We start from the raw sequence: 25580 nt of genomic DNA on the forward strand, positions 1-25580 counted from the left end.
GCGGTGAGCGAGGACAGCAAGATGACCACTGACGCAGCCCAGGCCGAAGCAGAAACCTTTTACCTCAAGGACTATTTGCCCTTTGGCTTTGAGGTAGAGAGCGTCGCGCTGACCTTTCGGCTAGCCCCGCATACAACCCGCGTGCTGAGCCAGATCCGCTTCACTCCCAAACCAGGTGCCGCCGATCCACGGTTTTTCCTGCACGGCGAAAAGCTGAAACTGATCTCGGCCAAAATCGACGGCGCTGAGATTTCTCCGGAGCTGAGCGATGCAGGCCTGACCTGTGACGTGCCCGCGACCTCTTTTCTCTGGGAGGCGGAGGTCGAAATCGACCCCGCAGGCAATACCGCGCTGGAAGGGCTCTATATGTCCAATGGCATGTATTGCACCCAATGCGAGGCCGAGGGTTTTCGCAAGATCACCTATTACCCCGACCGCCCCGATGTGATGTCCACCTTCACCGTGCGTATTGAGGGCGACGAAGAGGTGCTCCTGTCCAACGGCAACCCGGTGTCGCAATCCCAGGGCCTGGCGGAATGGCACGATCCCTGGCCCAAACCTGCCTATCTCTTTGCTCTGGTGGCGGGCGATCTGGTCAACCACCCCGACAGCTTCACCACCCGGTCTGGCAAAGAGGTGGAGCTGAACATCTGGGTGCGCCCGGGGGATGAGGACAAATGTGCCTTTGGTATGGAAGCCCTCAAGAAATCCATGACCTGGGATGAAGAAGCCTATGGTCGCGAATATGATCTCAATATCTTCAACATCGTCGCGGTGGATGATTTCAACATGGGCGCGATGGAAAACAAGGGGCTGAATATCTTCAACTCCTCCTGCGTGCTGGCCAGCCCTGAGACCTCGACGGATGCCAATTTTGAGCGCATCGAGGCAATTATTGCCCATGAGTATTTCCACAACTGGACCGGCAACCGCATCACCTGCCGGGATTGGTTCCAACTCTGCCTCAAAGAGGGGCTGACGGTGTTCCGAGATGCCCAGTTCACTGCCGATATGCGCTCGGCCTCAGTGAAACGGATCTCTGATGTGATCGATCTGCGCGCCCGCCAGTTCCCCGAGGACCAAGGTCCGCTATCGCATCCCGTTCGTCCCGAAGAGTTTCAGGAAATCAACAATTTCTACACCGCCACCATCTACGAGAAAGGCGCCGAAATCATCGGCATGCTAAAGCGCCTGGTTGGGGATGAGGCCTACCGCGCCGCAGTGGATCTCTATTTTGACCGTCACGATGGACAGGCCTGCACCATCGAGGACTGGCTACAAGTGTTCGAAGACAGCACGGGCCGTGATCTGACCCAGTTCAAACGCTGGTACGCCCAGGCTGGCACACCACGGCTCACGGTGGCAGAGAGCTATGAAGGTGGCACCTATACGCTCACCTTTGAACAAAACACTGCCGCAACTCCCGGCCAACCCGACAAAGATCCCCGCGTCATTCCAATTGCCCTCGGCCTGTTGAATGACAATGGCGATGAAGTACTGCCAACCACTGTATTGGAGATGACGCAGGCCAAACAGAGCTTCACCTTTGATGGGCTGGCCAGCAAACCCGTCCCTTCTATCCTGCGCGAATTCTCAGCCCCCGTCATCCTGGACCGCGAGACCAGCAATGCAGAGCGCGCCTTTTTGCTGGCCCATGACAGCGATCTGTTCAACCGCTGGGAGGCCGGCAATGCCCTGGCCCGCGAGGCCCGCATTGCCATGGTTCTGGACGGCGCCGCCCCGGATGCCTCCTATCTGGATGCGCTGCAAAAGCTGGTGCGCGACGATGACCTCGACCCAGCCTTCCGGGCCCTGGTGCTGCAACCGCCCAGCCAATCTGATATCGCCCAGGCCCTGTTTGAACGCGGCCACACACCTGATCCACAGCAGATCTACGACGCAGCTGAGACCTTTGCCCAGACCCTGGCGCAGCAACTGGCAGACAGCCTGCCACGTCTTTATGCAGATACAACCGTGGAAGGTGCCTATCAGCCCGATGCCGTGAGCGCAGGCAAAAGGGCGTTAAACGGGCGCATTCTCTCCCTGCTGACCCGCCTTGATGGCGGTGATCAGGCCAGCCGACAGTATCAGGCGGCAGACAATATGACCCAGCAATATACCGCCCTTGCCGCCCTCCTGACCGCCGAGAAAGGCAGCGCGCAGTCAAAAGCCTTCTTCCAGCAATGGCAAGACGATCGTCTGGTCATGGATAAGTGGTTCGCCCTGCAGGTCGCCGCCGCCGCACCAGAGGCAACGGCAAAAACGGCCTCTGATCTGACGGAGCACCCGCTGTTCACCCTGAAAAACCCCAACCGCTTTCGGGCGGTGATGGGGGCCCTGGCTGGCAGCCATGCAGGGTTCCACCACCCAACCGGCACCGGGTATCAATTGCTCGCGGATAAGCTGATTGCGCTGGACAGTCTCAACCCGCAGACCACCGCCCGGATGTGCACCGCTTTCCAGACCTGGAAACGCTACGACAGCGCCCGTCAGGCCCTGATCCGCTGCCAGCTTGAGCGTATCAAGTCCACGCCCAAGCTGAGCCGCGACACCAATGAAATGGTCAGCCGTATTCTGGATGCCTGAACAACCAAAACCCCCAAAGGCCGCGACCTCCCCGGTCCCGGCCCTTCCCCCGCCGGTCTTTCATTTTGAACAACAGGGACGATCGTGGAAACTGGTGGCCGCCCTCGCTCTCTGGGGGGCGGCGCTTGTCTTTGGCGCCACTGTGTTGCAGGTCACAACCTGGGTCCTGATCCTCTTTGCCCTGCCTCTTCTGCCTGGCCTATGGGATCTGTGGCGCAACCCCAGCTCCGGGCTGTCACTCACCAAAGATCAGATCAGCTGGTTTTCTGGCCCCCAAGTCACCACACTGCCCCTGTCAGAGATCGCACTGCTACGGCTAGATCGACGCTGGGATTTTTCCTTTCGCGCCACCTTGATCCTGAACAACGGATCCAGGTGGCGCCTGCCCCAGCCCACACTCCCCCCGGTTCAGATGCTCGAAAACAACCTGAGCGCGAAAGACATTCCCAGCGAACGGCATCACTTTACCGTTATCTAGGCACCTCACTCTGCCACGTCATTTCCCAATTCCTAACGGCAATAACCCCATCGCCGCCACGATTGTGCCGCATTGAGCAATCATTTTGAGCCTTATCGGACTAGCTGCCAACCTGCAGGATTTTGAATGCTCAAACCTCACACCCAAATGTGGACGCACCTCTCCAGGCTGCACAAGGAATTCCCAGCCTGGGTCGCGACCAGCTTCTCGGGCGCCTCCGGCCTCCGCGCTGAGAAGGCGCAGCTGCAGAATGCTAGCCCCTCAGATCAGCTCTCCGGCCAGGCAGAGGATGTGATCGCGCCAGTATCAGAGCAGCAGTCACCGACAGCTGCTGAACAACCCGAGAGTGAGACAGACGCGAACAGCTTTGCACAAAAGCTGCAAATTCCGATTCTCAACGACTGCCCCAACAGCCAAAACCGCCAATGCCTACAGGACAAAGGTCAGTTCCTGGCCCGCCAGGAGCGCTGGCCTGAACTCTCCAATCTGATCCGCGCCGCCGACAAAAACCAGAGCCGCACAGGTGGCGGCCTGCCCGAAGCTGACCTTCTCGCCTATGGCGCCCGTTCGGATGTGGTGAACGCGGTGGAACACGCGCTTCAGGATCACAACACCAAGGCAGGCCTGTCAAACATGGGCAGGACCAAGGGTAAAACTGCACGACAAAGATCTGGCGAAAATCCCGTCCTCATTGACGGTGTCATGGCTCTGGAAACCCTGCGGCGCGACCACCCCAAAGACATCTACCTGACGGCAATTGTCGCCCAGGCCCATATTGATATCGCCTGGACCTGGCGCGCAGCCGCTGCAGAGGCCTTGCCGAGTCAAACCCAACAAGAAGCTCAGCTTCGCCGCTCAAATGCCCATTTTGAACGCGCTGCAGCCCTGCTCACACCGCTCAAGGATCAAAGCCGCGACAGCGCTTTTCTGTCGGCAGCTCAATGTGCCCTGTTTGCCGGGCAAAGCGCAGACACTATGGATGTTGCAGATGCCTATGGCGCCCTGATTGATCAGGCCCCTGATAATCCGCGACCAATGCGCGCTCTGGGCGCCCAGATGCTGCCACGCGCCAATGGCTCCTATGCAGCCCTAGAGCTGGAGGCCCGTCGCACGGCCGCCCGGACCCAAGATCAATGGGGCGCTGGCGGATACGCCTGGGTCTACTTTGATGCCATGGCCATCGACGAACAGGCCTGCGCCAGGGTTGATCACAAATTCTTTTTGGATGGGCTGCAGGATATTCTCTGCACCGATCCGAGCCAGGAGATGATCAATCTGCTCGCAGCCTATTGCGCTGTCACCCTGCCCAATGCTCTGGGAAGCAGCGCAGCGGCCAATCTAAACAGGATCGAGATCTCCAAGGCCGCCCGCTGGCTGGTGCGCAGTCATCTGCGTGAGTTGCATCCCTTGATCTGGGCCCATGCCTGCGAAGGATTTGACAATAACGCCCGCATCACCTCGCTGCGCCGCTTTGCGGCCCATGGTCAGGCCAAGGCCTTGCAATGCCTAACCCATATTTTTCGCGATGAGATCGAAAGCGGACATAAGATCTCTTTCACCCCCGAGGGGTTTGACCTGCTGCCCGCCTAACGAGCTGAAAAGGCGCGCTTCCACCTCCATCTGGCCACCCTGTTTCATCTTTCCTAAAATATTCCGGGGGTGAGCGCCAAGGGCGCGAGGGGGCAGAGCCCCCTGCTCTTCTTTGCAGGCAAAACCCCGTTTTCAAGTAAAGGTGCGGAGACCTTCCCAGCCTTCCGCCCCTCCCCCCGCTTCTCCAGACAGCAACCTCAGGTCTTCTTGAAGGCATCCAAAAGAGCCGCCCCCAAGGCCCCGGTCTGGGGTTTGTCAGATTTGGGAGAAGCGGTCATGGCACCGCGTTTTGCACCGCCTCCTTTGCCGCTCCCGCGCGAAGGGGCTCCACGCCCCTTGGTGTTGGAACGTGCCTCACCGCGCGCGTTGCGATCCTCGCGCGCAGAGGCACCGCCATCTTTGCGCATGGTCAGAGCAATCCGTTTGCGGCTGACATCCACCTCGGTCACGGTCACCTTGACCACCTGGCCAGTCTTCACCACCTCATGGGGGTCTTTGACAAATTTATCCGCCAACTGGCTGACATGCACCAATCCATCCTGATGTACGCCAATATCCACGAAGGCGCCAAAGGCGGCAACATTGGTGACGGTACCTTCCAAAACCATGCCTGGTTTCAGATCCTGCATGGTCTCGACACCCTCGGCAAAACTTGCAGTCACAAAAGAGGGACGCGGATCGCGCCCTGGCTTTTCCAACTCGGCAAAAATATCGCGTACAGTTGGCAGGCCAAAACTCTCATCCACAAACTGCTCTGCTCGCAGCCCCTTCAGGGCAGTGTCATCGCCCATGATCTGACGGATATCGCGCCCACAGGCCGCCACCACCCGGCGGGCAACGCTATAGGCCTCTGGGTGCACAGAGGAGGCATCAAGCGGCTCTTTGCCGTCGCGAATGCGCAGGAAACCCGCACATTGCTCAAAGGCCTTGGGCCCCAGCCGCGCCACTTTCAACAGCTCCCGGCGGGAGGCAAAGGCTCCATTCAAATCCCGGTGAGCCACGATGGCCTCTGCCAGCCCTGGCCCCAGCCCAGACACATGGGCCAGCAGAGGCGCAGAGGCCATGTTGAGATCAACCCCAACACCGTTCACAACGTCTTCAATAACGGCCTCCAGTGATTTGGACAGACGGTGCTGGTCAACGTCATGCTGGTATTGGCCCACACCAATGCTCTTAGGCTCGATCTTGACCAATTCCGCCAGCGGATCCTGCAGCCGCCGGGCAATTGATACCGCCCCCCGCAGGGATACATCCAGATCGGGAAACTCCCGCGCCGCCAGCTCGGATGCGGAATAGACCGAGGCCCCGGCTTCAGAGACCACCACCTTGGTGGGTTTCTTCACCTTGGCAGGCAGATGTTTGATCACCTCTGCCACCATCCGTTCGGTCTCACGGCTGGCGGTGCCATTGCCGATGGCAATCAGCTCGACACCATGTTCTGCGATCAGTTTCAGGATGCTGACCTGGGCGCCGCGCAGATCATTCTTTGGCTGAAAGGGATAGACCGTCTCTGTGGCCACCAGTTTCCCGGTTGCATCAACCACCGCCGCCTTGACGCCGGTGCGAATGCCCGGGTCCAGCCCAAGTGTCGGTCGCGCACCGGCTGGCGCTGCAAAAAGCAGATCCTTGAGGTTGCGGGCAAAAACCTGAATGGCATCCTCTTGTGCTCGCGCCCGCAAATCCGCCATCAGCTCCAGCATCATCGACAGGCTCAGCTTCACCCGCCAGGTCCAGCCAGCCACCTTGCGCAGCCACTTATCCCCCGGCCCCGTGCCGCCGGCCTGCAGTTCAGCCGCAACCATGCTCTCGGCGCGCCCCACCCCCTCTTCTGGCTCAGGACCAATATCCAGCGTCAACACCCCTTCATTGGAGCCGCGCAGCATCGCCAAAGCCCGGTGCGACGGCACATCCGCCCAGCGTTCAGTATGGTCAAAATAGTCAGAGAACTTGGCACCCTCTTGCTCCTTGCCCTCAACAACCCGCGCGGTCAGCCGCGCCTCTCCCTGCATAAACTGCCGCAGGCGCCCCAGCAGCCCAGCGTTTTCAGTCATCCGCTCGATCAGGATATCGCGCGCACCGTTCAAGGCTTCCTTGGTGCCCGGCACCGCCTCGGTAAGATAGCCCACGGCCAGAGCTTCCGGGTCTGCACTGTGGTCGCTCAGAATGGCTTCCACCAAAGGCTCCAGCCCATTTTCACGCGCAATCATCGCCTTGGTGCGGCGCTTGGGCTTATAGGGCAGATAGATATCTTCCAATTGCGCCTTGGTTTCTGCCTTGGCAATGGACGCCGCCAGGTCATCCGTCAGCTTGTCCTGCGATTTGATCGAGTCAAAAATTGCCAGCCGCCGCGCTTCCAACTCCCGCAGGTAGGACAGCCGTTCCGCCAGGGTCCGCAACTGCGTGTCATCCAGCCCGCCCGTCGCCTCTTTGCGGTAACGCGCCACAAAGGGCACAGTTGCCCCCTCATCCAACAGGGTCACGGCACTGTTCACCTGATTTGGAGCGGCACCAATTTCACGGGCGATGGTCTGGGCAATACGGGCTGCGGTTTCCAAGAATGCGTCCTCTTTTTTCTGCTCGGGCGATCTTCTTAGCGGTGCTGCAGAGCCGCGCCAAGGGTTAGCTTGCACCTTTGCAATCACCTGCTCTGCTGCCTGCCAAGTTCAGGGCTTATTTGGTGGCAAATCCTGGGTATGCATCTCGCCCCAGTGTCGCAGTGCAGACAGCACGGGTGCCAGCGCCTTGCCTGCCTCCGTCAAATGATACTCAGACCGAGGCGGGTTTTGAGAATAGAGCCGACGCTCCAGAACATCCCCCTGTTCCAGTTTGCGCAACCGGACCGAAAGCGTGTTGGGCGACAGCTTCAAAACATCCTGTAGATCCTGGAACCGCCGCGGACCTTCCAAGAAAAACTCACGCAGGATCAGCAGGGACCACTGGTCGCCCATCACATTGGTCGCCCGCTGCACAGGGCAATTGTCGCGTGTCAGATTAGTCATCTCATAAATCTAGCCTCGTGACTTGCAAATGTGAAGTCACTGCATAAATGAAAGTGACTACACTTTATGAAGTCACAATAATCACCCCGCAACTTGGAGCCCAAGATGTTCGAACCCATAGCAGTCTTTTACACACAGGCCTTTGCAGTGATCCTACCTGCAACCGCCACTGGCCTTGTGGTGCTCGGCGCCAAACGCGCAGGCCTTTCACAACGACGCACAGCCCTAGCCGCAGGTCTTGTCGTTACAATTCTAGGGCTCTGGTATGCCATCGTTGTGCCCCTGGCCAAAACCGGCATATTAATGCCTCCGGTAGAGCTCAGCGATCCGCCCTATGCATTGATGCCTCTTCTGGGCGGCGCCACTCTGCTTTGGTTGCTTGGCCGCGGTACGCAAACCGGACGCCAAGTGCTCTCCGGTCTGGACCATAGTCACCTTATTGCTTTCCAGAGCTTTCGGCTTATGGGCGGAATTTTCCTGCTAGGTTGGGCCATGGGAGCCATCCCTTGGCAATTCGCGCTGCCTGCGGGTCTTGGCGATATCATGGCAGGTCTTGCAGCGATCAAGGCACATCGGGCCTTGGCTCGCGGCGACGTCAAAGCCGAGGCCCTGGTACGACAGGCCAGCCTTATTGGTCTGGCGGACTTTGTTATTGCAGTAAGCCTTGGTATCGTGACTTCCGCAGGGGCTTTGCAACTCATGGCCTTTGACAATCCCAATGTAATCAATGCCTATCCCTTGGCGCTGTTTCCAGAGTTCTTTGTGCCGATCTTCATCGCCTTCCAGCTGTTTTCCCTGCGCGCACTCCGGCATGACCGGCGCCATTTTATCCCCGTCTAGCAGCGACACAAACCTATGTTGCAACCTTTCAATGTGATCACGCAGCAATCAGGGGAGGCGCCCTGCCCCTCTCCTGACCTTTGTCCCGGTCCTTATCCTCTTGCCCCGCTTGGCCCGCTGGCCTAGAACGCTTTGCAAACGTGATTAAAGGAGCCGGTGCGAGATGCTCGACCTGACATATGAACTCCCCAAGCCCAAGGTGATTTCGGGCGCCAAACATGACTGGGAACTGGTCATCGGCTTGGAAGTCCATGCCCAGGTCAGCTCCAATGCCAAACTTTTCTCTGGCGCTTCGACCAAATTTGGTGCCGAGCCGAACTCCAATGTCTCCTTTGTTGATGCGGCCATGCCCGGCATGCTGCCCGTCATCAACGAATACTGCGTTGAACAGGCGGTGCGTACCGGTTTGGGTCTGAAGGCCGAAATCAACCTCTGGTCCGCCTTTGACCGCAAGAACTACTTCTACCCCGACCTGCCGCAGGGCTATCAGATCTCGCAGCTCTATCACCCCATCGTGGGCGAAGGCGAAGTGCTGGTGGAACTGGGCGACGGCACTGCCCGCAATGTGCGGGTGGAACGCATCCACATGGAACAGGACGCAGGCAAATCGATCCATGACATGGATCCCAACATGTCCTTTGTCGACCTCAACCGCACCGGCGTCTGCCTGATGGAGATCGTCTCCCGCCCCGACATCCGCGGTCCCGAAGAGGCCGCCGCCTATATCGCCAAGCTGCGCCAGATCATGCGTTACCTGGGTACCTGTGATGGCAACATGCAAAACGGCAACCTGCGTGCCGATGTCAACGTCTCGGTCTGCCGGGTCGGCCAATACGAGAAGTATCAGGAAACCCAGGATTTCTCCCATCTCGGCACCCGCTGCGAGATCAAGAACATGAACTCCATGCGCTTTATCCAGCAGGCCATCGAGGTAGAGGCCCGTCGCCAGATCGCCATCATCGAGGCCGGTGGTGAGGTCGACCAGGAAACCCGTCTGTATGACCCGGACAAGGGCGAAACCCGCACCATGCGCTCAAAAGAAGAAGCGCATGATTACCGCTATTTCCCCGATCCCGACCTGCTGCCGCTGGAGATCGAGCAGGCCTGGGTGGATGATATCGCCGCCAATCTGCCGGAATTGCCCGACGCCAAGAAGTCCCGGTTTGTCACCGATTTTGGCCTCAGTGACTATGACGCCTCGGTGCTGACCGCCGATGTGGAATCTGCCGCCTATTTTGAGGCCGTGGCTGAGGGGCGCAACGGCAAGCTGGCTGCAAACTGGGTCATCAACGAGCTGTTCGGCCGCCTGAAAGCGGATGAAAAAGACATCGCCAACTGCCCGGTCACCCCAGCGCAACTGGGCGGCGTTGTGGAACTGATTTCGGCTGAAACCATTTCTGGCAAGATCGCCAAGGACCTGTTTGAGATCGTCTACACCGAGGGCGGTGACCCGGCTCAGATCGTTGAAGAGCGCGGCATGAAGCAGGTGACAGATACCGGCGCCATCGAGGCGGCACTGGATCAGATCATCGCCGACAATCCCGCACAGGTGGAAAAAGCCAAACAAAACCCCAAACTGGCAGGCTGGTTTGTCGGTCAGGTGATGAAAGCCACCGGCGGCAAGGCCAATCCCAAGGCGGTAAACGAGCTGGTTGCCAAAAAACTGGGCTAAGGCCAAGCCATTCACACCCAAAGGCGCTCCAACCGGGGCGCCTTTTTTGTTTTGTCTCGCCCAGTCGCCAGACCGGGCAGCCCCTTAGAGATCCACCGACGGTTTCTCCCAGCCCTGTTGTGGCTTGGGTGCCGCGCTTGGTTTTGGCGCGATGTCTTTCGATCCGCGTATCAACTGCGGCATTCCTTGATCGAAAAACCAATCCATACCGCGCACACCGGCTTGGCCTGCCGCACCAGTTGCCGCTGCCCCGATCAAAGTGACAAAGGCTAGGGCAACAGGATATTTCTTGATCTTCTCCCAAATAGCCCAAAGGCGTCCGGTGGCTTCTTCCAAGACCTCGACGTCAGGGATGGGCGGTTCTAGGGCAGCGTCCACCTCATCTAAGGCAGTCTCTAACTCTTGCAGCCGGGCGCGATATTCCACAATGCGCGAGGGTGGCATGTCATCGGGCATGTTATCGCGATGTCGACCCAACGACATGGCGTTGAATGTCTCATTCTCCAGCGCCTGCTTCGCCCGCGCCACTTCCTGCCGCAATGCGTGTTTCTGGGTGATGAGGTCGATGATCCCCGCCACGCGGATGGCGTCTTGTTCTTTGCCCTCGCCCCAATCCTCGGGGTCGATCAGCGCGATGTCCTGCATCAGCTGCCAGTGGCTGTCCCAATCTCCGGTCAGTGGTTTCCCTTTCAAAGCAGCTTCCAGCCACCGAACCCAGAACCCGAAACCGGCGCGTTTCGACAATCCAGCACTTACTTCAGCCCAAAGCACGCCATAGACCTCAGTCAATTCGTGAAACAATGGTGCCGTCAACAGATCTTCTTTGTTGTCAACTAATCCTCGGTCTTCTTGAAATTCCAACCAAACCATGGCCTTTGCAACCTTAGCTCCGTCCCAACTGTCGCCTGCCTTGGAGGTTGCCGCGTGCACCATGAAGGCAAGCCCCAATGGCGAAATACCGCCGTCGCCCGTTGGTTTTGCCAATTCTACGGCATCCATAGTGGCTCTGATGCCTGCTGAGACAGGCGTGCTCAACACCTGCTTCCGATCAATACCAGTTAGCCATGCTCGGTTCGCTTGGACTTCCTCAACAAGATCGCCACGCCCCCTACTCTCTGAGAACAGCAGATGCCGAAATAGTCTCAAAGCGACGATGGCACCGTCTTTCTCTGCGAGTAATTTAGTGAGAAAACCAAGCATCGCCCTTTTGGCCGCCCGGTTTCCCAAGGCAACGGCGGTGGAAACCTGTAGATCAACCGGCATCTGCTCAAACCAGCGATTATAGGTTTTCATATCAATATTTTGCAAAACTTTCATCATGGCTCCGAAATCGCCCGCAATGCGCGTACCTATATCACATTCCTCAACCACAACACCCGTCTTGACCTTGCCTGTCCTACAGGCTTTGCTCGTGCCAAATCCTAGGAGATCTCATGCAAGATAATTTCAATCAAGAGCTTCAGGACCGTCTGGTCCGCTATGCCGCCATTGACAGCCAAAGCGATGAAAACTCGCCCTCCTCTCCCAGCACTGCGATCCAGTTCGACATGTCGAACCTGCTGGTAGAGGAGCTGAAGGGAATCGAGGCGCAGGATGTTACCCTGACGGATTACGGCACGGTTCTGGCGACCGTTCCGGGCACTGTTGAAGGCCCCACGGTTGGCTTTCTCGCCCATGTAGATACCGCGCCGCAATTCAATGCCGCTGGCGTAAAACCCCGTGTCATCAAGGGCTACAACGGCGGCGACATCGGTTTTCCTGACAATCCCGATCTGGTGCTGTCGCCTCAGGATCACCCCTATCTGGCGGGTAAGGAAGGCCACGATCTGGTCACCGCCTCCGGCCTGACGCTACTGGGGGCGGATGACAAATCCGGGGTCTCGATCGTGATGACCCTGGCGCGCCACCTGATTGAAAACCCCGACATCCCCCATGGACCGATCCGCATTGCTTTTACCCCGGACGAGGAAATCGGCCGTGGCGTGGATGCCAAGCTACCCCAGGATCTGGGGGTTGATTTTGCCTATACGCTGGATGGCAGCGATCTGGGCGAAGTGATCTACGAGAGCTTCTCGGCGGATCGTGCGGTTGTCAGTATCAAGGGCGTTTCGATCCACCCTGGTTGGGCCAAGGAAAAGATGGTCAATGCTGCGCATCTGGCTTCAAAAATCGTGCAGACACTACCGCAGGCGACGATGACGCCGGAAACCACCGATGGGCGCGAGGGCTTCCTGCATGTCACCGATATGGCCGGAGGCTCGTCGGAGATGGAAATCAAACTGATCCTGCGTGATTTTGAACGCGAGGGTCTGAAAGCCAAGGGGGATTTGCTGCGTAGGGTATGCGAAGCGGTGCAGGCCTCCGAGCCACGCGCTGAAATCACCTGCGAAATCTATCCGCAATACCGCAATATGCGCTATTGGTTGGAAGAGGACATGACCCCGGTCGATCTGGCGCTGGAAGCCTGTCGTGCCAATGGAATTGAGCCGATCTCGGTCCCCATCCGGGGCGGCACCGATGGCTCGCGCCTGACAGAAATGGGCGTTCCAACACCTAACATCTTCTGCGGCATGCAATGTGTTCACGGGCCCCTGGAATGGGTCTCGGTGCAGGACATGGCCGCCTCGCTGCAGGTCTGCCTAACACTGGCCCAGCTGGCGGCAAAATAGTAACCCCCGTTTAGCACTTACTGAAGCCGCAGCTCCTAGGCTTGCGGCTGAAGTGCCCCATAGTCAGCGAAGCCAGACTTGACCCCCTGCGCGCATAGGTTAAACCTGCGCCGGAAGTCAGGAGGCCATGATGCAGGCGTTTGAGTATAAAGTTGTTCCCGCCCCCCATAAGGGCACCAAGGCCAAGGGTGTCAAATCCGCTGAGGGCCGGTTTGCCAATTCGGTTGAGATAACCCTCAATGAAATGGCCGCTGAAGGCTGGGAATATCAACGCGCCGAGCTCTTGCCCTCGGATGAGCGCTCCGGTCTGACCGGATCCACCACCAATTGGCGCAATGTGCTGGTGTTCCGCCGTGCGCTGCAAGAGACCTCCGACGCCACTGCGCAGCCCCTTGCTGCAACTGTCCCGCCCGAAGGCAATGCCCCAGCGGTGGAAACACAGGCCGCCACTGCCCCTGCAGCTGCGGTTTTGACCGCAACCGCGGGTGATCCAGAGGCCCCATCCGGGGCTACCCAGGTTCCGGGCCTGGGGGCTGCCAGCATGCAGGCTGATGATGGCGTCGAAGAGTTGAGCCCGGTCTCTGGCATGACTGCCGCACTCAAAGCCCGCGCCAAGCTACAGAACTCAAACGACGAATAGACTCTGCGCCTGCAAGTGTCTGGGCTCAACCAAGCCCAGACAACTCTGCCAACCCAGCCTGATCTGTCAGATCACTCGCTGCCGATATCCAGTGCCAGCGCGTGAATGCGCGGCACGATATCGCCCAGTGCCCTATGCACGGCACGGTGCTGCTGCACCCGATTTTGCCCGGCAAAGCTAGCCGCGCGGATCCTCACATTAAAGTGACTTTCTCCGCTGCCATCATGCCCTGCATGGCCAATATGGCTGTTGCTGTCGTCAACAACCTCCAGCTCAGTGGGCTCAAACGCCGCCTGCAGCCGCTGTTCCATTTCAACACGAATGCTCATATTCCGCTCATCCTCATTTTTATTTCTCTCCCCCCCTTCAATCTGCCGCCCCTTAGACTAAACTGCTGCCTCCGAGTCGAGTAGTTGCGTCGAGAAGGTGCACCCCATGAGTAAATCAGATCCTTTCGGTTTCGATATGTCCGTCAGTTCTGCAAAAAAGAAAAACCCAAGAGGACGCCGGGCTGCAACCGGTGCCTCCGAGACCTCTGTGCGGGTCTGTGACAAAGAAGGCTGCAACGAACCCGGAAAGTTCCGCGCGCCCAAGGCCCCAGATGTACTCGATGACTTTTTCTGGTTCTGCCAGGAACATGTCCGCGAGTACAACAACCACTGGAACTTCTTCCAGGGCACCACAGAGGCCGAGCTGAACGCCCAGCAGTCCAAGGACAAGGTCTGGGAGCGCCAGACCAAACCCATGGGCGACCCCGAGGCCCGCGCCTGGGCCCGTCTGGGCATTGAAGACCCTCATCAGGTGCTTGGCGGCAATGCGACCCAGAATCCGGGGCGTTCCGGCGCGACGGGGCGTCGCCTGCCGGCAACCGAGCGCAAGGCACTGGAACTGTTGGAAGCCAAGGATGATTGGACCAAGGCCGATATCCGCAAGGCCTATAAAAAGCTGATCAAGGTGCTGCACCCGGACATGAACGGCGGCGACCGCAGCCAGGAAGAGCAGTTGCAGGAGGTCCGCTGGGCCTGGGATCAGATCAAGGACAGCCGCAGCTTCAAATAGCGCTTTGCGATCCAGACAGGTAAAAACAGAAGGGGCAGCAAGAGCTGCCCTTTTTTGTGCCGTTTTGTCGCTTTTGCGCGTCAATGGTTCAAATGTCAGACCGTTGATAAGGCCAGTTCCACCTGCAACATCACGTTATTTGGCCGCCCCCTACTCTGCCTCTTGCCCTTCACCGCAAGATCAGGCACCAATCCCACGGATTGACCCCGCAATCGGCGGGAGAGGAACAAGGATCGACTGTGATGACCGACGGCATGCTGGATATGAATGCAAAACCCACCGACCCCATTTCGGTGCGCGATGTCTTTGGCATCGATACCGACATGACCATCAAAGGTTTTGCCGAAGGCTCTGACCGCGTCCCCGCGATCGATCCCACCTATAAGTTCGACCCCGACACCACCATGGCCATCCTGGCGGGCTTTAGCCACAATCGTCGCGTGATGATCCAGGGCTACCATGGCACAGGCAAATCGACCCATATCGAACAGGTCGCCGCACGTCTGAACTGGCCCTCTGTTCGGGTCAACCTCGACAGCCACATCTCCCGGATCGACCTGATCGGTAAGGATGCGATCAAGCTGCGCGACGGCAAGCAGGTGACGGAATTCCACGAGGGCATCCTGCCCTGGGCTCTGCGCAACCCGGTTGCGATTGTCTTTGATGAATATGACGCCGGCCGCGCCGATGTGATGTTCGTGATCCAGCGTGTTCTGGAGCATGACGGCAAGCTCACACTGCTGGACCAGAACGAGATCATCACCCCGAACCCGTTCTTCCGTCTGTTTGCAACTGCCAACACTGTTGGTCTGGGCGACACAACCGGCCTCTATCACGGCACCCAGCAGATCAACCAGGCCCAGATGGACCGCTGGTCGCTGGTGGCAACGCTGAACTACCTCAGCCATGACGCCGAGACCGCCATCGTTCTGTCCAAGACGCCGCATTACAACACCGCCGAAGGCCGCAAGAGCATCAGCCAGATGGTCACTGTCGCGGATCTGACCCGAACTGCCTTCATGAATGGCGATCTGTCGACCGTGATGAGCCCCCGTACCGTGATCAACTGGGCACAGAACGCCGAGATCTTCCGCGATGTAGGCTATGCCTTCCGCCTCAGCTTCCTGAACAAATGTGACGAGCTGGAACGCCAGACTGTTGCCGAATTCTACCAGCGTTGCTTTGACGAAGAGCTGCCCGAAAGCGCCGCCAGCGTTTCGCTGGGATAAGACGCAGTCCCGCCCGGCGGCAACGCCGGGCAGTGCCCGACCGCCCCCATAGGCGGGCACTTCGTTTCCGCCCGCGGCCGGACACCGCCCTTCGCTCTGACATAGAAGGCTGGACATAAGCTGCACTTGGCGGGATGCTTCTACCGAGCACAGGGTGCGATTATGAAAAAGCCAAACGACAACCCAGCGGATCCGTTCAAAAAGGCCCTCGCCGAGGCCACCAAGGTCATGGCCAATGATCCCGAACTGAGCGTTTCCTACACCGTCGACCCTTCGGGTGTCTCTGGCGACAATATGCGCCTGCCGCAGGTCTCCCGCCGCATGACCCGCGAAGAGGTTCTGTTGGCGCGCGGCACCGCCGATGCGCTGGCGCTGCGCCGCAAGTTCCACGACGACGCCACCCACGCCAAATACACCCCGCAGGGGGAAATGGCGCGTGATCTGTATGAGGCAATGGAAACCGCCCGCTGCGAAGCCATGGGTGCGCGGCATATGCCCGGCACCGCCTCCAACATCGACGTCAAGATCCGCAACGAGGCCATCCGGCGCGGCTATGACCAGATGAAAAGCTCCTCTGAGGCGCCGCTGGCGGCCTCGGCCGGCTATCTGGTGCGCCACCTGGCCACGGGTCGCCCGCTGCCTCAGGGCGCGGACAATGTGATGGAGCTGTGGCGCGGGTTCATTGAATCCCAGGCTGGTGAGACGCTGGAGAACCTCGACGACAAGATCGCCGATCAGTCGGAATTTGCCAAATTCGCCCGCAAGGTCATTGCCGATCTCGGCTATGGTGATCAGCTGGGCGACGACCCGGATGAGCTGGACGACAATCAGGACGACGAGGCCGAAGACAACGCCGAAGAGCAGCCTGATCCCGACAGCAATGGTGAGGATGACTCTGACGACGAGCAGGCCGAGGCGGATGCCGAGCAGGCTCAGGAACAGCAGCAGGACGAAAGCCAGGCCCAGGTCTCGATGGATGAGATGGCCGACGAGGAGCTGGCGGAAGAAACCGAGATGCCCGATGGAGAGGCACCGCTGGATCCGCCGCCTCCCCCCCCGGTTTCTGAGGCTGACCCAGAGTATAAGGTGTTCTTGGACGTCAATGACGAAGAGATCGCCGCTGAAGAACTGGCCGAACCGGCTGAGCTGGAGCGTCTGCGCGCCTATCTTGATCAGCAGCTGGAGCCGCTTAAGGGCGCCGTCAGCCGTCTGGCCAATAAGTTGCAGCGCCGCCTGCAGGCGCAACAGAACCGCTCCTGGGAGTTTGATCTCGAGGAGGGCATTCTGGATGCCGGCCGTCTGGCCCGGGTGATTGCCAACCCGACAACGCCGCTGTCGTTCAAGCGCGAAAAAGACACCGAGTTCCGCGATACCGTGGTGACGCTTTTGCTGGATAACTCCGGCTCGATGCGCGGGCGGCCCATTTCCATCGCCGCCATCTGCGCCGATGTTCTGGCCCGGACCCTGGAGCGCTGCAACGTCAAGGTCGAAATCCTCGGCTTCACCACGCGCGCCTGGAAGGGCGGGCTGGCGCGCGAGGCCTGGCTGAATGACGGGCGCCCACAGATGCCCGGTCGTCTGAATGATCTGCGCCACATTATCTATAAATCCGCCGATACCCCCTGGCGGCGGGTGCGGCCCAATCTCGGTCTGATGATGAAAGAAGGGCTGCTGAAGGAAAACATCGACGGCGAGGCGCTGGAATGGGCGCACCGGCGTATGACCGCGCGCCAGGAAGCGCGCAAGATCCTGATGGTAATCTCTGACGGGGCGCCGGTGGACGATTCCACCCTCTCCGTGAACCCGGCAAACTATCTGGAAAAGCACCTGCGGGATGTGATCGCCATGGTAGAGCGGCGCAAACAGGTCGAGCTTTTGGCCATTGGGATTGGCCATGATGTGACCCGTTACTATGATCGCGCCGTGACTATCACCGATGTGGAGCAGCTCGCAGGCGCCATGACGGAACAACTGGCTGCGCTGTTTGACAGCGATCCGCGCGCCCGTGCCCGTGTCATGGGGATCCGCAAGGTCAGCTAACCCTCCCCAATTACCGGCGACACTGTTTCCCAGCCTGCCCCCACCATATCAAAGGGGGGGCTCCCGCCCCTTTAAGACGCATCACAGATGCGCCCCAAAGCCTTGGGCCTGGCAGCGCGCTCACGCGCGCTGCGGCTGTGACAGATCGCTGGGTTCACCCGGTTTCTCGGCTGCTGGTTCCAGGCAGGCCAGAGGCGGTACCGCGCCGCGCGACAGCGCGGCGCCAGGCCCAACGGCAGGAACAGCATCTTTGGTGCTTTGACTGCGGGCGGGAGCGCTCGCGTCGCCTGACCAGCACAGCGGTCAGCCCCCTTGCAAGATTTCTTGTTGTTTGAAACAAGTAGTGCGGCTCGATGGATCGACCTTGTGATCCTTCAGGTAAAAGCCTCACCTATTCCGTTCCATAGCTGCTGTTTCTGCCACCCCTATCTTGCCTCTACTCTCGTGAAGGAGACTGTCCATGTTTCAGAGTTTCGAAGTCACCGCACGCCCAGAACAGGGACCACCTCGGCTTGCAGCGCTGCGCGCTGAGCTGAGCCGAGAAGGTTTGGACGGCTTTCTCGTCCCACGTGCCGATGCGCATCAGGGCGAATATGTGGCTCCGCGAGACGAGAGGCTCAGCTGGCTCACCGGTTTCACCGGCTCTGCCGGTTTCTGTGCGGTGCTCAAGAATTCCGCCGGGGTCTTCATCGACGGCCGCTATCGCACCCAGGTCAAGCGTCAGGTTGCAGATCTCTTTACCGCGGTACCCTGGCCCGAGGTACAGCTAGGCAGCTGGCTCAAGGAACAACTGCCCCAGGGTGGCAAGATCGGCTTTGATCCCTGGCTACATGCTGCATCGCAGATCAAAACCCTGACACAAGAGCTGGCAGGTACGGCCATTGAACTTGTGCAATGTGACAACCTCATCGACCGGATCTGGGAAGACCAGCCCGCACCGCCCATGAACCCGGTTCTGCCCCATGCCTTGGACTATGCCGGCGAGCCCGGAGCGCAGAAATGTGACCGCCTCGCCCGAGGATTGTGTGAGGCGGGCCAGACGGCAGCGCTGATCACCTTGCCGGACAGCATCATGTGGCTGTTGAACATCCGTGGCGCCGATATTGCGCGCAACCCGGTGGCGCATGGCTTTGCCATCCTGCACGATGACGCCCGGGTAGATCTCTTCATGGCAACGGAGAAACTGCACCAGATTGGCGACCATCTGCCAGCAAGTGTCACCTGCCATGAGCCGAATGAATTCTTACCAGCCGTAGCCGCGCTGAAGGGCAATGTTGCTGTAGACACCAACAGCCTGCCGCAGAGTGTTGCCGATACTCTGGGTGACAATCTTGTTGCCGTGGGCGACCCCTGTGCCCTGCCCAAGGCGCGCAAAAACGCTGCCGAGATCGCAGGCTCTGCTGCAGCCCACCTGCGGGATGGCGCCGCAGTTGTGGAGCTGCTGTGCTGGCTGGACGCCCAAGCCCCCGGAAGCATCACCGAGATGGAAGTGGCTACACGGCTTGAGAACCTGCGTCGCCGTGACCCTGCCTTACGTGACATTAGTTTTGAGACCATCTCAGGCACCGGCGAAAACGGTGCGGTAATGCACTACCGCGTCACCGAGGAGAGCGATAGCCGCCTGGAAGCGGGGCACCTGCTGGTTCTGGACAGCGGCGGCCAGTATCTGGACGGTACCACCGACATTACCCGCACCATAGCCATCGGCACACCTGGGCAGGACGAATGTGCCGCCTTTACCAGAGTTCTGCAGGGCATGATCGCAATGTCACGCCTGCGCTGGCCCAAGGGTCTGGCCGGTCGCGACATCGAGGCGGTGGGCAGAATGCCCCTATGGCTGGCAGGGCAAGACTTCAACCACGGTCTTGGCCACGGGGTTGGTGCCTATCTCAGCGTCCATGAAGGGCCGCAACGTTTGAGCCGGGTCTCAACGGTGCCACTGGAGCCGGGCATGATCCTGTCAAATGAACCGGGATACTACCGCGAAGGCGCCTTTGGCATTCGGATTGAAAACCTTCTGGTGGTGGAGCCTGCCCCGGCACTGGACACCAGCGATCCTGAACGCGACATGCTGTGCTGGCGCGGCCTGACCTATGCTCCGATTGACCGCCGCCTGATCGTGAAAGAGATGCTCACGGACGCCGAACGGGACTGGCTTAATGCCTATCATGCCGAGACCGCTGCAAAACTAGGCCCCGACGTCAGTTCTGCCGCGCAATCATGGCTGGATGACGTTACCAAAGCAATCTGATAACAGATTGTTACATATATCGGGCATAGAGATGTGCCACGTGACAAAACAGGGGGAAGACATGAACAATATCCGCATCCGCAAGGCCACCGGCACCTGGGTCGTCCGTTCGGGCGGCGCCGTTCTGGGTGAATCCACACGGGCTCTGGAATTGGACGAGGACGGCCACAATCCGGTGATCTACTTCCCGCGCGAAGACATTGCCACTGCCCTCCTGGATCCCAGCGACAAAACCACCCACTGCCCCTATAAGGGGGATGCCACTTATTACTCTATCGTCAACAAATCTTCCGTGACCGAAAACATGGTCTGGAGCTATGAGAACCCTAAAGACGAAGTCTCTGAGATCAAAGGCTATCTCGCCTTTCACATAAGCGACTCGGTTAAGGTAGAGCAGATCTGAGATAAGGATCTCTCCGTCGTTTCCCCCCGAAATTCGCATCACAGGCCAGAGCTGCGGCAGGTATCTGTCGCGGCTTTTTGTTACGAGAATGGATTTAGGGAAAGGAACACTGCCTAGACGCCATTGGCAGACTGACCTAGCTCGGGAACACGAGCCCAGAGCATGCCAAAGCCGATAGCGCTTACCTAGGTCTGGCAAAGTTGACTTGCAAAACGCCAGAGCAGGAAAACCTGCTGGTAAAACAGCATCGGATGCGACCGAACTGGTCGCAGGATATCGTAGATACCCTTACCCGGATCGGTAGGGTGTTTTAAAGAACTGCCCGGCACAAATTGCGCCGCACATCGTCTAGTCTCTCATCTGCACTAAAGACATTGGTCTCCATGGCGCATTGAATTGCATAGTCAATCAATGCTTCCAAGGAAGCTTTTTCTTTGTCCTGCTCGCCTACAGCCAATCTTTGCGCAGCCTCTTCTGGACCACTTTGAAAAGCACGCATGTTGTTCCTTCCGTACTTTGGTAACGAATATTACCGTAAAAACAGAATCCGACAATCCAAGCGCCTAATCAATAGAAAGAAAAAATTAACCTATATGTGATGTAGAAACCTCGCATTTTGTAACTTTCTCGTGAAAAACAGCCCCTTGCATAGGTGTTTGGTGAGATTTTGCGCTCCGTTTCACCGCCAAGGCTTATCAAATCCTACCGCCAAGGTAGGAGATGAGCAATTTAGCTGTGTTCCTCTGCCGCAATCGCGACCAATGCACGGTTATAGGCTTTCAGGGCGTCGAGGTGATAGATGGCCCCCAACAGCTCCTCTCCACCGTCGTCCTGCACTGCGACCACAGGCAGAAACGCCACATCTGCACGGTCAAACACCGGCAAAGCGGCCTCCAGCGAAGAGCCACTGTCCAGACTGAGCCCCTGTTCCAACAAAGCCTCGCAGTCTTCGCGCGCGGCGCAGCTTGGATCCCCAAGCGGCCGCATCACCGCATCGGATTTCAGCAATGCCAGAAGATAGGCCTGCGGACCCGCCGCACAGCGGATGTTGCGTTTCTCCAGTTGGGTGAGGAAGAAGGAACGGTCCACCATACGTGAGGCCAAAGCGGTTGAAATGGAAACCGCCACCATGACCGCGAGGCCAATCTGCCAGTCTCCGGTTAGTTCAAAAACAATCAGGGTTGTCGAAATCGGCGCGCCCAGCACCGCGGCGGCCACAGCCCCCATCCCTGCATAAGCATAGAGCGTATGGGTGCCGGAGACATCCGGAAGAAAGGCAGTGGCAATCAACCCAAAGGCCAGGCCGGTCACCGCACCGATCATCAAAGAAGGCGAGAAAACGCCGCCGCCCATGCGGCCGCCCATCGTGATCGCCACTGCGGCGGTTTTGACGACTACAAAAATCAGCGCCTGCGACAACACCAAGCCACCAGTCAGCGCCAGCTCAATTGTTTCATAGCCAACCCCGATGATATGCGGGTACCAGATCGCAATGCCCCCCAGCAGCAGCCCGGAGATCGCAGGCCGCAGCCAGCGTGGGATTCGCAAGCGCCGTTGCAGAACGTCCCCAACGGAATCGGCAAAAAAGATCGACCGCATCAGAACCACGGCAACCAGGCCACAGATCACTCCCAGCATCAGAAATGCAGGCAGCTCGACATAGAATTGCAGCGCACCCGGAGTTTGCAGCGAGAATTCGGTCACATCGCCATAGGCCAGCCGGTTGATTACCGTACCCGCCACCGAGGCAATCACGATGGGGGCAAAGGCGTGGACGGCAAAATGGCGCAAGACCACTTCCAGCGCAAAAAGCGCCCCGGCAATCGGGGCATTGAAACTGGCGGAAACCGCTGCCGCAACCGCGCAGCCCAGCAGGTCCCGCCCGGTGATGCCATCGGCGCGGATCTTGTCGCTGACCCAGCTCGAAATCACCCCGGCAAGGTGCACAACAGGCCCCTCACGTCCAGAAGAGCCGCCCGTGGAGAGCGTCAAAAAGGAGGCCAGCGCAGAGGCCAGCCCGGCCTTTGTTTCCAGCCGCCCCTCATTCAGGGCGGCACCTTCGATCACATCTGCCACCGAGCGCACCCGCCCGTCCGGCGTAAAGCGGTCAAGGATAAGGCCAACAATCAGCCCCCCTAGGGTGGCAATCAGCACCAGCCAGTACCAGGGGAGATCAGCCGCAAAACTATGCAAGTAGTTGGCATCTTCGGCGCCATAGACCCAGGCCTGTAGCGCTGAAATCCCCTTGCGAAACAGCAGCGCCGCAAAGCCCGCGCTGATACCAATCAGCAGCGCAATGATCCAGAACTGAAACTGGCTTGGCCCTCGATGCAACAAGATCCGCCAAAGATCCCGCATGCCAGACATCAATTTGGAAAACTGGGCAGACAGAGAGAAGTCTTGCGTCTCGGGCATAGGGATCCTGTAAAATGGCTTTGAGCGTCGCGACCCAAAATAGAAACAGACCGTAAAGAATTGGTTGGGATCAGTCTATTACCAACCAAATTCTCACAAAAGCATAGCCCTAACCTGGCAACAAAGCGCGGGCGGCGGCGCGGGCCTCTGGTGTGATGGTATCACCAGAAACCATCCGGGCAATTTCATCAACCCGTTCTTCACGATCCAGAGGCACAACCTCGGACAGGGTAATGCCCTCTGCGACCCGTTTTTGCACCCGCCAGTGGAACCCGCCCTGGGCGGCAACCTGCGGAGAATGGGTCACCACCAAGACCTGGCCGGATGACGCAAGAGACTTTAGTCGGCGTCCCACCGCATCTGCTGTGGCGCCGCCAACCCCGCGGTCGATCTCGTCAAAAATCAAGGTCTTGCTTTGATCATTGCCACGCAGGCAGACTTTCAACGCCAGTAAAAAGCGGCTCAGCTCACCGCCGGAGGCAATCTTGTTGAGCGGCCCAGAGGGGGCGCCAGGGTTGGTTGCAACCGTAAAGGCCACCGCGTCATAGCCCTCAGGGCCAGCCTCGGCCTGCTCGATCAGTGTTTTGAACACCGCCCGCTCCATCTTCAGCGGGGCCAGTTCCGTCATAACGGCCTGATCCAGCGCTGCGGCATTGTCCCGGCGTGCGGCACTCAGCTGATCAGCCAGAGCCTGATAGTCGGCCTCAGCCTGAGCCAGTGCCGCCTCCTGATCGGAGAGGTCACGGTCACCGGCATCCAGTGCAGCCAGTTTCCCCCGCAGCTGATCCGCATGGGTGGCAAGCTCATCAGGTTGCACTGCATATTTTCGGGCCAAGGCTCTGATTTCAAACAGCCTCGCTTCGCAGTCTTCCAGATCACCAGGATTGAACTCCAGCCCCTCCAGCACCCGTAACACACCATCCTGCGCGTCGCCCAGCTCGACCATGGCGCGGCTCAGGGCGCTCAGTGGCGCCGTCAAACCAGTGTCCTCGGCGCCCTCAACCCCTTCGAGCCAGCGCTGCGCTTCGCCCAAAGAAGGCTCTGCACCTTCGCTCAGCAAGGCATGGGCGCGGGCGATATCTCCGCGGATACGCTCAGCCTGCTGCATCTGACGGCGCTTTGCATCCAAAGCCTCATCTTCGCCAACCTGAGGGTCCAGTTTATCAAGCTCCGCCACCGCATGACGCAGGAACTCTTCTTCGGCCCGAACGGCCTCCAGTGCCGCCCGGGTTGCCTCGGCAGCCTTGCGGGCCTTGGCTGCCGCGCTCCAGGCGGTACGGGTCTGCGACAACAGATCAGAGACGGAAGCAAAGCTATCCAACAGGGAGCGATGTCCGCGCGGGTTCAGCAGCCCACGGTCATCATGCTGCCCGTGCAGCTCGACCAGGGTCTCGGAAAGGCGTCGCAACACCTCGCCAGAACAGCGCCGGTCATTGACCCAGGCCGTTTTGCGACCATCGGCTGTATTGACCCGCCGCAGAACCAGTTCCTCGCCGCCCGGCAGGCCTGCTTCTTCCAGAATGGCATGGGCTGGATGTTCGGAACCAAGATCAAATTCGGCAATGACCTCCCCCTGTGCAGCGCCCTGGCGCACCAGTTCAGCACGCCCACGCCAGCCCAGAACAAAGCCAAGCGAATCCAACAGGATCGACTTGCCCGCACCAGTCTCGCCGGTCAACACGTTCAGACCCGGCTGAAAGGCCAGCTCCAGGTGGTCAATGATCAGAAGATCCCGAATATCGAGTGCACGCAGCATGGCCGGATATATCGCCTTGTTCTCTCGGCAGGCAGGTTAGAGCCAGCGCCCTTTGACCGATTGACGGTAAATCTGGCTCAGCCAGTTGCTGCCACGATCCTTAAGCTTGAGCCCCTGTGATGTCAGCAGTTTATAGCTGTCCTCATACCAATCAGTGGATTGGTAGTTATGCCCCAGAATAGCCCCAGCGGTCTGCGCCTCTTCGGTTAGGCCCAATGACAGATAGGCCTCGACCAAACGATGCAGAGCTTCGGCGGTGTGGCTGGTGGTTTGGAAATCCTCAACCACAACCCGGAACCGATTGATCGCCGAAGTATAGTGGCCACGCCGCAGGTAGTAGCGGCCAATTTCCATTTCCTTGCCAGCCAGATGATCAAAGGCAAGATCGAATTTCAGAATTGCCGAGGTCGCATATTCGCTATCAGGATAGACCTCGATCACCGTGCGCAGCGACTGCAGGGCTTGAAAGGTCAGCCCCTGGTCGCGCCCCACTTCATCGATCTGATCATAATAGCTCAGAGCCAAAAGATACTGCGCATAGGCGGCATCTTCATCCGTGGGGTAGAAATCAATAAAGCGCTGCGCGGCGCCCCGGCTGCCCTCATAGTCCTTGGACTGATGATTGGCAAAGGCCTGCATGATCAGCGCCTGTTTGGCATATTCGGAATAGGGGTAAAGACGTTCGATCTCAGAGAAGTAGAAAGCAGCATCTTTGGTACGGCTGCGCGCCAGTTCAAATTCGCCACGTTCAAAAATCTGTTGAGGTGTGTAGCTCTCTAGCGGCACCGTCTGGTCAGCGGCACCACCGTCTCCGCCACATCCAGAGAGTGCTGCCATCAACAGAGCCACACTGATGAATTTGGCTCCTGCTTTGATGCCGATCATATCGCCTTAACCTCACCGTCTTTGACTTTCGGGTGTCATGCCCCGGGTTCCGCCCCGTTTAGCACATT

20 protein-coding genes are annotated in these 25580 nt (G+C 58.8%); 12 read left to right on the forward strand and 8 right to left on the reverse strand.

Features of this window, described 5'->3' with window-relative positions; genetic code table 11:
• Window positions 1-21 precede the first annotated feature (21 nt).
• The 3 genes from pepN to ED661_RS16995 all read left to right on the forward strand — a co-directional run bounded on the left by pepN (window position 22) and on the right by ED661_RS16995 (window position 4654).
• Window positions 22-2586: an aminopeptidase N gene (gene pepN / locus ED661_RS16985; protein WP_122075504.1), complete on the forward strand. Its 2565-nt coding sequence runs from the start codon at window positions 22-24 to the stop codon at window positions 2584-2586.
• A 94-nt stretch (window positions 2587-2680) separates the two neighbouring features.
• Window positions 2681-3064: a hypothetical protein gene (locus ED661_RS16990; RefSeq protein ID WP_162930157.1), complete on the forward strand. Its 384-nt coding sequence runs from the start codon at window positions 2681-2683 to the stop codon at window positions 3062-3064.
• 126 nt (window positions 3065-3190) lie between these two features.
• Window positions 3191-4654 (forward strand): hypothetical protein, encoded by a 1464-nt coding sequence (locus tag ED661_RS16995; protein WP_254054870.1) that lies wholly within the window; start codon window positions 3191-3193, stop codon window positions 4652-4654.
• A gap of 197 nt (window positions 4655-4851) precedes the next feature.
• Here ED661_RS16995 and ED661_RS17000 read toward each other — a convergent pair whose 3' ends face one another.
• Both ED661_RS17000 and ED661_RS17005 read right to left on the reverse strand, forming a co-directional pair.
• Window positions 4852-7209, reverse strand: a complete 2358-nt coding sequence (locus ED661_RS17000) for a Tex family protein (RefSeq protein WP_122075301.1) — start codon at window positions 7207-7209, stop codon at window positions 4852-4854.
• A gap of 108 nt (window positions 7210-7317) precedes the next feature.
• Window positions 7318-7653 (reverse strand): helix-turn-helix domain-containing protein, encoded by a 336-nt coding sequence (locus tag ED661_RS17005; RefSeq protein ID WP_122075302.1) that lies wholly within the window; start codon window positions 7651-7653, stop codon window positions 7318-7320.
• Window positions 7654-7758: 105 nt separating this feature from the next.
• On the opposite strand from ED661_RS17005, the gene ED661_RS17010 reads away from it, so the two are divergent.
• A complete protein-coding gene (locus tag ED661_RS17010; RefSeq protein ID WP_122075303.1) occupies window positions 7759-8493 on the forward strand; it encodes a hypothetical protein in 735 nt (244 codons plus the stop codon).
• A gap of 163 nt (window positions 8494-8656) precedes the next feature.
• Window positions 8657-10165, forward strand: a complete 1509-nt coding sequence (gatB, locus tag ED661_RS17015) for an Asp-tRNA(Asn)/Glu-tRNA(Gln) amidotransferase subunit GatB (protein ID WP_122075305.1) — start codon at window positions 8657-8659, stop codon at window positions 10163-10165.
• An 84-nt stretch (window positions 10166-10249) separates the two neighbouring features.
• Here the strand turns inward: gatB and ED661_RS17020 are convergent, their stop codons facing one another.
• Entirely contained in the window at window positions 10250-11485 is a 1236-nt protein-coding gene (locus ED661_RS17020) for a hypothetical protein (RefSeq protein WP_162930158.1), read from the reverse strand.
• Between the two features lie 113 nt (window positions 11486-11598).
• On the opposite strand from ED661_RS17020, the gene pepT reads away from it, so the two are divergent.
• Window positions 11599-12834, forward strand: a complete 1236-nt coding sequence (gene pepT / locus ED661_RS17025; RefSeq protein WP_122075309.1) for a peptidase T — start codon at window positions 11599-11601, stop codon at window positions 12832-12834.
• Between the two features lie 130 nt (window positions 12835-12964).
• The gene (locus ED661_RS17030; RefSeq protein WP_122075506.1) at window positions 12965-13474 is read left to right on the forward strand and encodes a DUF4177 domain-containing protein; all 510 of its coding nucleotides are present in this window, start codon (window positions 12965-12967) and stop codon (window positions 13472-13474) included.
• A gap of 71 nt (window positions 13475-13545) precedes the next feature.
• Here ED661_RS17030 and ED661_RS17035 read toward each other — a convergent pair whose 3' ends face one another.
• Window positions 13546-13803: a BolA family transcriptional regulator gene (locus tag ED661_RS17035; protein WP_122075311.1), complete on the reverse strand. Its 258-nt coding sequence runs from the start codon at window positions 13801-13803 to the stop codon at window positions 13546-13548.
• A 106-nt stretch (window positions 13804-13909) separates the two neighbouring features.
• Between ED661_RS17035 and ED661_RS17040 the strand changes: the two genes are divergently transcribed.
• The 5 genes from ED661_RS17040 to ED661_RS17060 all read left to right on the forward strand — a co-directional run bounded on the left by ED661_RS17040 (window position 13910) and on the right by ED661_RS17060 (window position 20456).
• A complete protein-coding gene (locus ED661_RS17040; RefSeq protein ID WP_122075313.1) occupies window positions 13910-14533 on the forward strand; it encodes a DnaJ domain-containing protein in 624 nt (207 codons plus the stop codon).
• Window positions 14534-14775: 242 nt separating this feature from the next.
• Window positions 14776-15762: a cobaltochelatase subunit CobS gene (cobS, locus tag ED661_RS17045; RefSeq protein WP_122075315.1), complete on the forward strand. Its 987-nt coding sequence runs from the start codon at window positions 14776-14778 to the stop codon at window positions 15760-15762.
• A 162-nt stretch (window positions 15763-15924) separates the two neighbouring features.
• Complete coding sequence (cobT, locus tag ED661_RS17050; protein WP_122075317.1) at window positions 15925-17802, forward strand: cobaltochelatase subunit CobT; 1878 nt, start codon at window positions 15925-15927, stop codon at window positions 17800-17802.
• A 460-nt stretch (window positions 17803-18262) separates the two neighbouring features.
• On the forward strand, window positions 18263-20053 hold the full coding sequence (locus ED661_RS17055) for an aminopeptidase P family protein (protein ID WP_122075319.1): 1791 nt from the start codon (window positions 18263-18265) through the stop codon (window positions 20051-20053).
• A 61-nt stretch (window positions 20054-20114) separates the two neighbouring features.
• The gene (locus tag ED661_RS17060) at window positions 20115-20456 is read left to right on the forward strand and encodes a DUF427 domain-containing protein (RefSeq protein WP_122075321.1); all 342 of its coding nucleotides are present in this window, start codon (window positions 20115-20117) and stop codon (window positions 20454-20456) included.
• 310 nt (window positions 20457-20766) lie between these two features.
• Here the strand turns inward: ED661_RS17060 and ED661_RS17065 are convergent, their stop codons facing one another.
• The 4 genes from ED661_RS17065 to ED661_RS17080 all read right to left on the reverse strand — a co-directional run bounded on the left by ED661_RS17065 (window position 20767) and on the right by ED661_RS17080 (window position 25512).
• Complete coding sequence (locus ED661_RS17065) at window positions 20767-20955, reverse strand: hypothetical protein (protein WP_122075323.1); 189 nt, start codon at window positions 20953-20955, stop codon at window positions 20767-20769.
• Window positions 20956-21185: 230 nt separating this feature from the next.
• A complete protein-coding gene (locus tag ED661_RS17070; protein WP_122075325.1) occupies window positions 21186-22871 on the reverse strand; it encodes a chloride channel protein in 1686 nt (561 codons plus the stop codon).
• Window positions 22872-22980: 109 nt separating this feature from the next.
• Complete coding sequence (gene recN, locus ED661_RS17075; RefSeq protein ID WP_122075327.1) at window positions 22981-24627, reverse strand: DNA repair protein RecN; 1647 nt, start codon at window positions 24625-24627, stop codon at window positions 22981-22983.
• A 36-nt stretch (window positions 24628-24663) separates the two neighbouring features.
• Window positions 24664-25512: an outer membrane protein assembly factor BamD gene (locus ED661_RS17080; RefSeq protein WP_122075328.1), complete on the reverse strand. Its 849-nt coding sequence runs from the start codon at window positions 25510-25512 to the stop codon at window positions 24664-24666.
• Window positions 25513-25580 lie beyond the last annotated feature (68 nt).

The sequence above is a fragment of the Pseudophaeobacter sp. EL27 genome (assembly GCF_900313025.1).
Lineage (GTDB): Bacteria > Pseudomonadota > Alphaproteobacteria > Rhodobacterales > Rhodobacteraceae > Pseudophaeobacter.

Bases quoted from the DNA above. Each gene is read 5' to 3' on its own strand.
- pepN (WP_122075504.1), top strand. From the start codon at position 22: ATGACCACTGACGCAGCCCAGGCCGAAGCAGAAACCTTTTACCTCAAG.
- ED661_RS16995 (WP_254054870.1), top strand. From the start codon at position 3,191: ATGCTCAAACCTCACACCCAAATGTGGACGCACCTCTCCAGGCTGCAC.
- ED661_RS17005 (WP_122075302.1), bottom strand. From the start codon at position 7,653: ATGACTAATCTGACACGCGACAATTGCCCTGTGCAGCGGGCGACCAAT.
- ED661_RS17010 (WP_122075303.1), top strand. From the start codon at position 7,759: ATGTTCGAACCCATAGCAGTCTTTTACACACAGGCCTTTGCAGTGATC.
- gatB (WP_122075305.1), top strand. From the start codon at position 8,657: ATGCTCGACCTGACATATGAACTCCCCAAGCCCAAGGTGATTTCGGGC.
- ED661_RS17020 (WP_162930158.1), bottom strand. From the start codon at position 11,485: ATGATGAAAGTTTTGCAAAATATTGATATGAAAACCTATAATCGCTGG.
- pepT (WP_122075309.1), top strand. From the start codon at position 11,599: ATGCAAGATAATTTCAATCAAGAGCTTCAGGACCGTCTGGTCCGCTAT.
- ED661_RS17030 (WP_122075506.1), top strand. From the start codon at position 12,965: ATGCAGGCGTTTGAGTATAAAGTTGTTCCCGCCCCCCATAAGGGCACC.
- ED661_RS17035 (WP_122075311.1), bottom strand. From the start codon at position 13,803: ATGAGCATTCGTGTTGAAATGGAACAGCGGCTGCAGGCGGCGTTTGAG.
- ED661_RS17040 (WP_122075313.1), top strand. From the start codon at position 13,910: ATGAGTAAATCAGATCCTTTCGGTTTCGATATGTCCGTCAGTTCTGCA.
- cobS (WP_122075315.1), top strand. From the start codon at position 14,776: ATGACCGACGGCATGCTGGATATGAATGCAAAACCCACCGACCCCATT.
- cobT (WP_122075317.1), top strand. From the start codon at position 15,925: ATGAAAAAGCCAAACGACAACCCAGCGGATCCGTTCAAAAAGGCCCTC.
- ED661_RS17055 (WP_122075319.1), top strand. From the start codon at position 18,263: ATGTTTCAGAGTTTCGAAGTCACCGCACGCCCAGAACAGGGACCACCT.
- ED661_RS17060 (WP_122075321.1), top strand. From the start codon at position 20,115: ATGAACAATATCCGCATCCGCAAGGCCACCGGCACCTGGGTCGTCCGT.
- ED661_RS17065 (WP_122075323.1), bottom strand. From the start codon at position 20,955: ATGCGTGCTTTTCAAAGTGGTCCAGAAGAGGCTGCGCAAAGATTGGCT.
- ED661_RS17070 (WP_122075325.1), bottom strand. From the start codon at position 22,871: ATGCCCGAGACGCAAGACTTCTCTCTGTCTGCCCAGTTTTCCAAATTG.
- recN (WP_122075327.1), bottom strand. From the start codon at position 24,627: ATGCTGCGTGCACTCGATATTCGGGATCTTCTGATCATTGACCACCTG.
- ED661_RS17080 (WP_122075328.1), bottom strand. From the start codon at position 25,512: ATGATCGGCATCAAAGCAGGAGCCAAATTCATCAGTGTGGCTCTGTTG.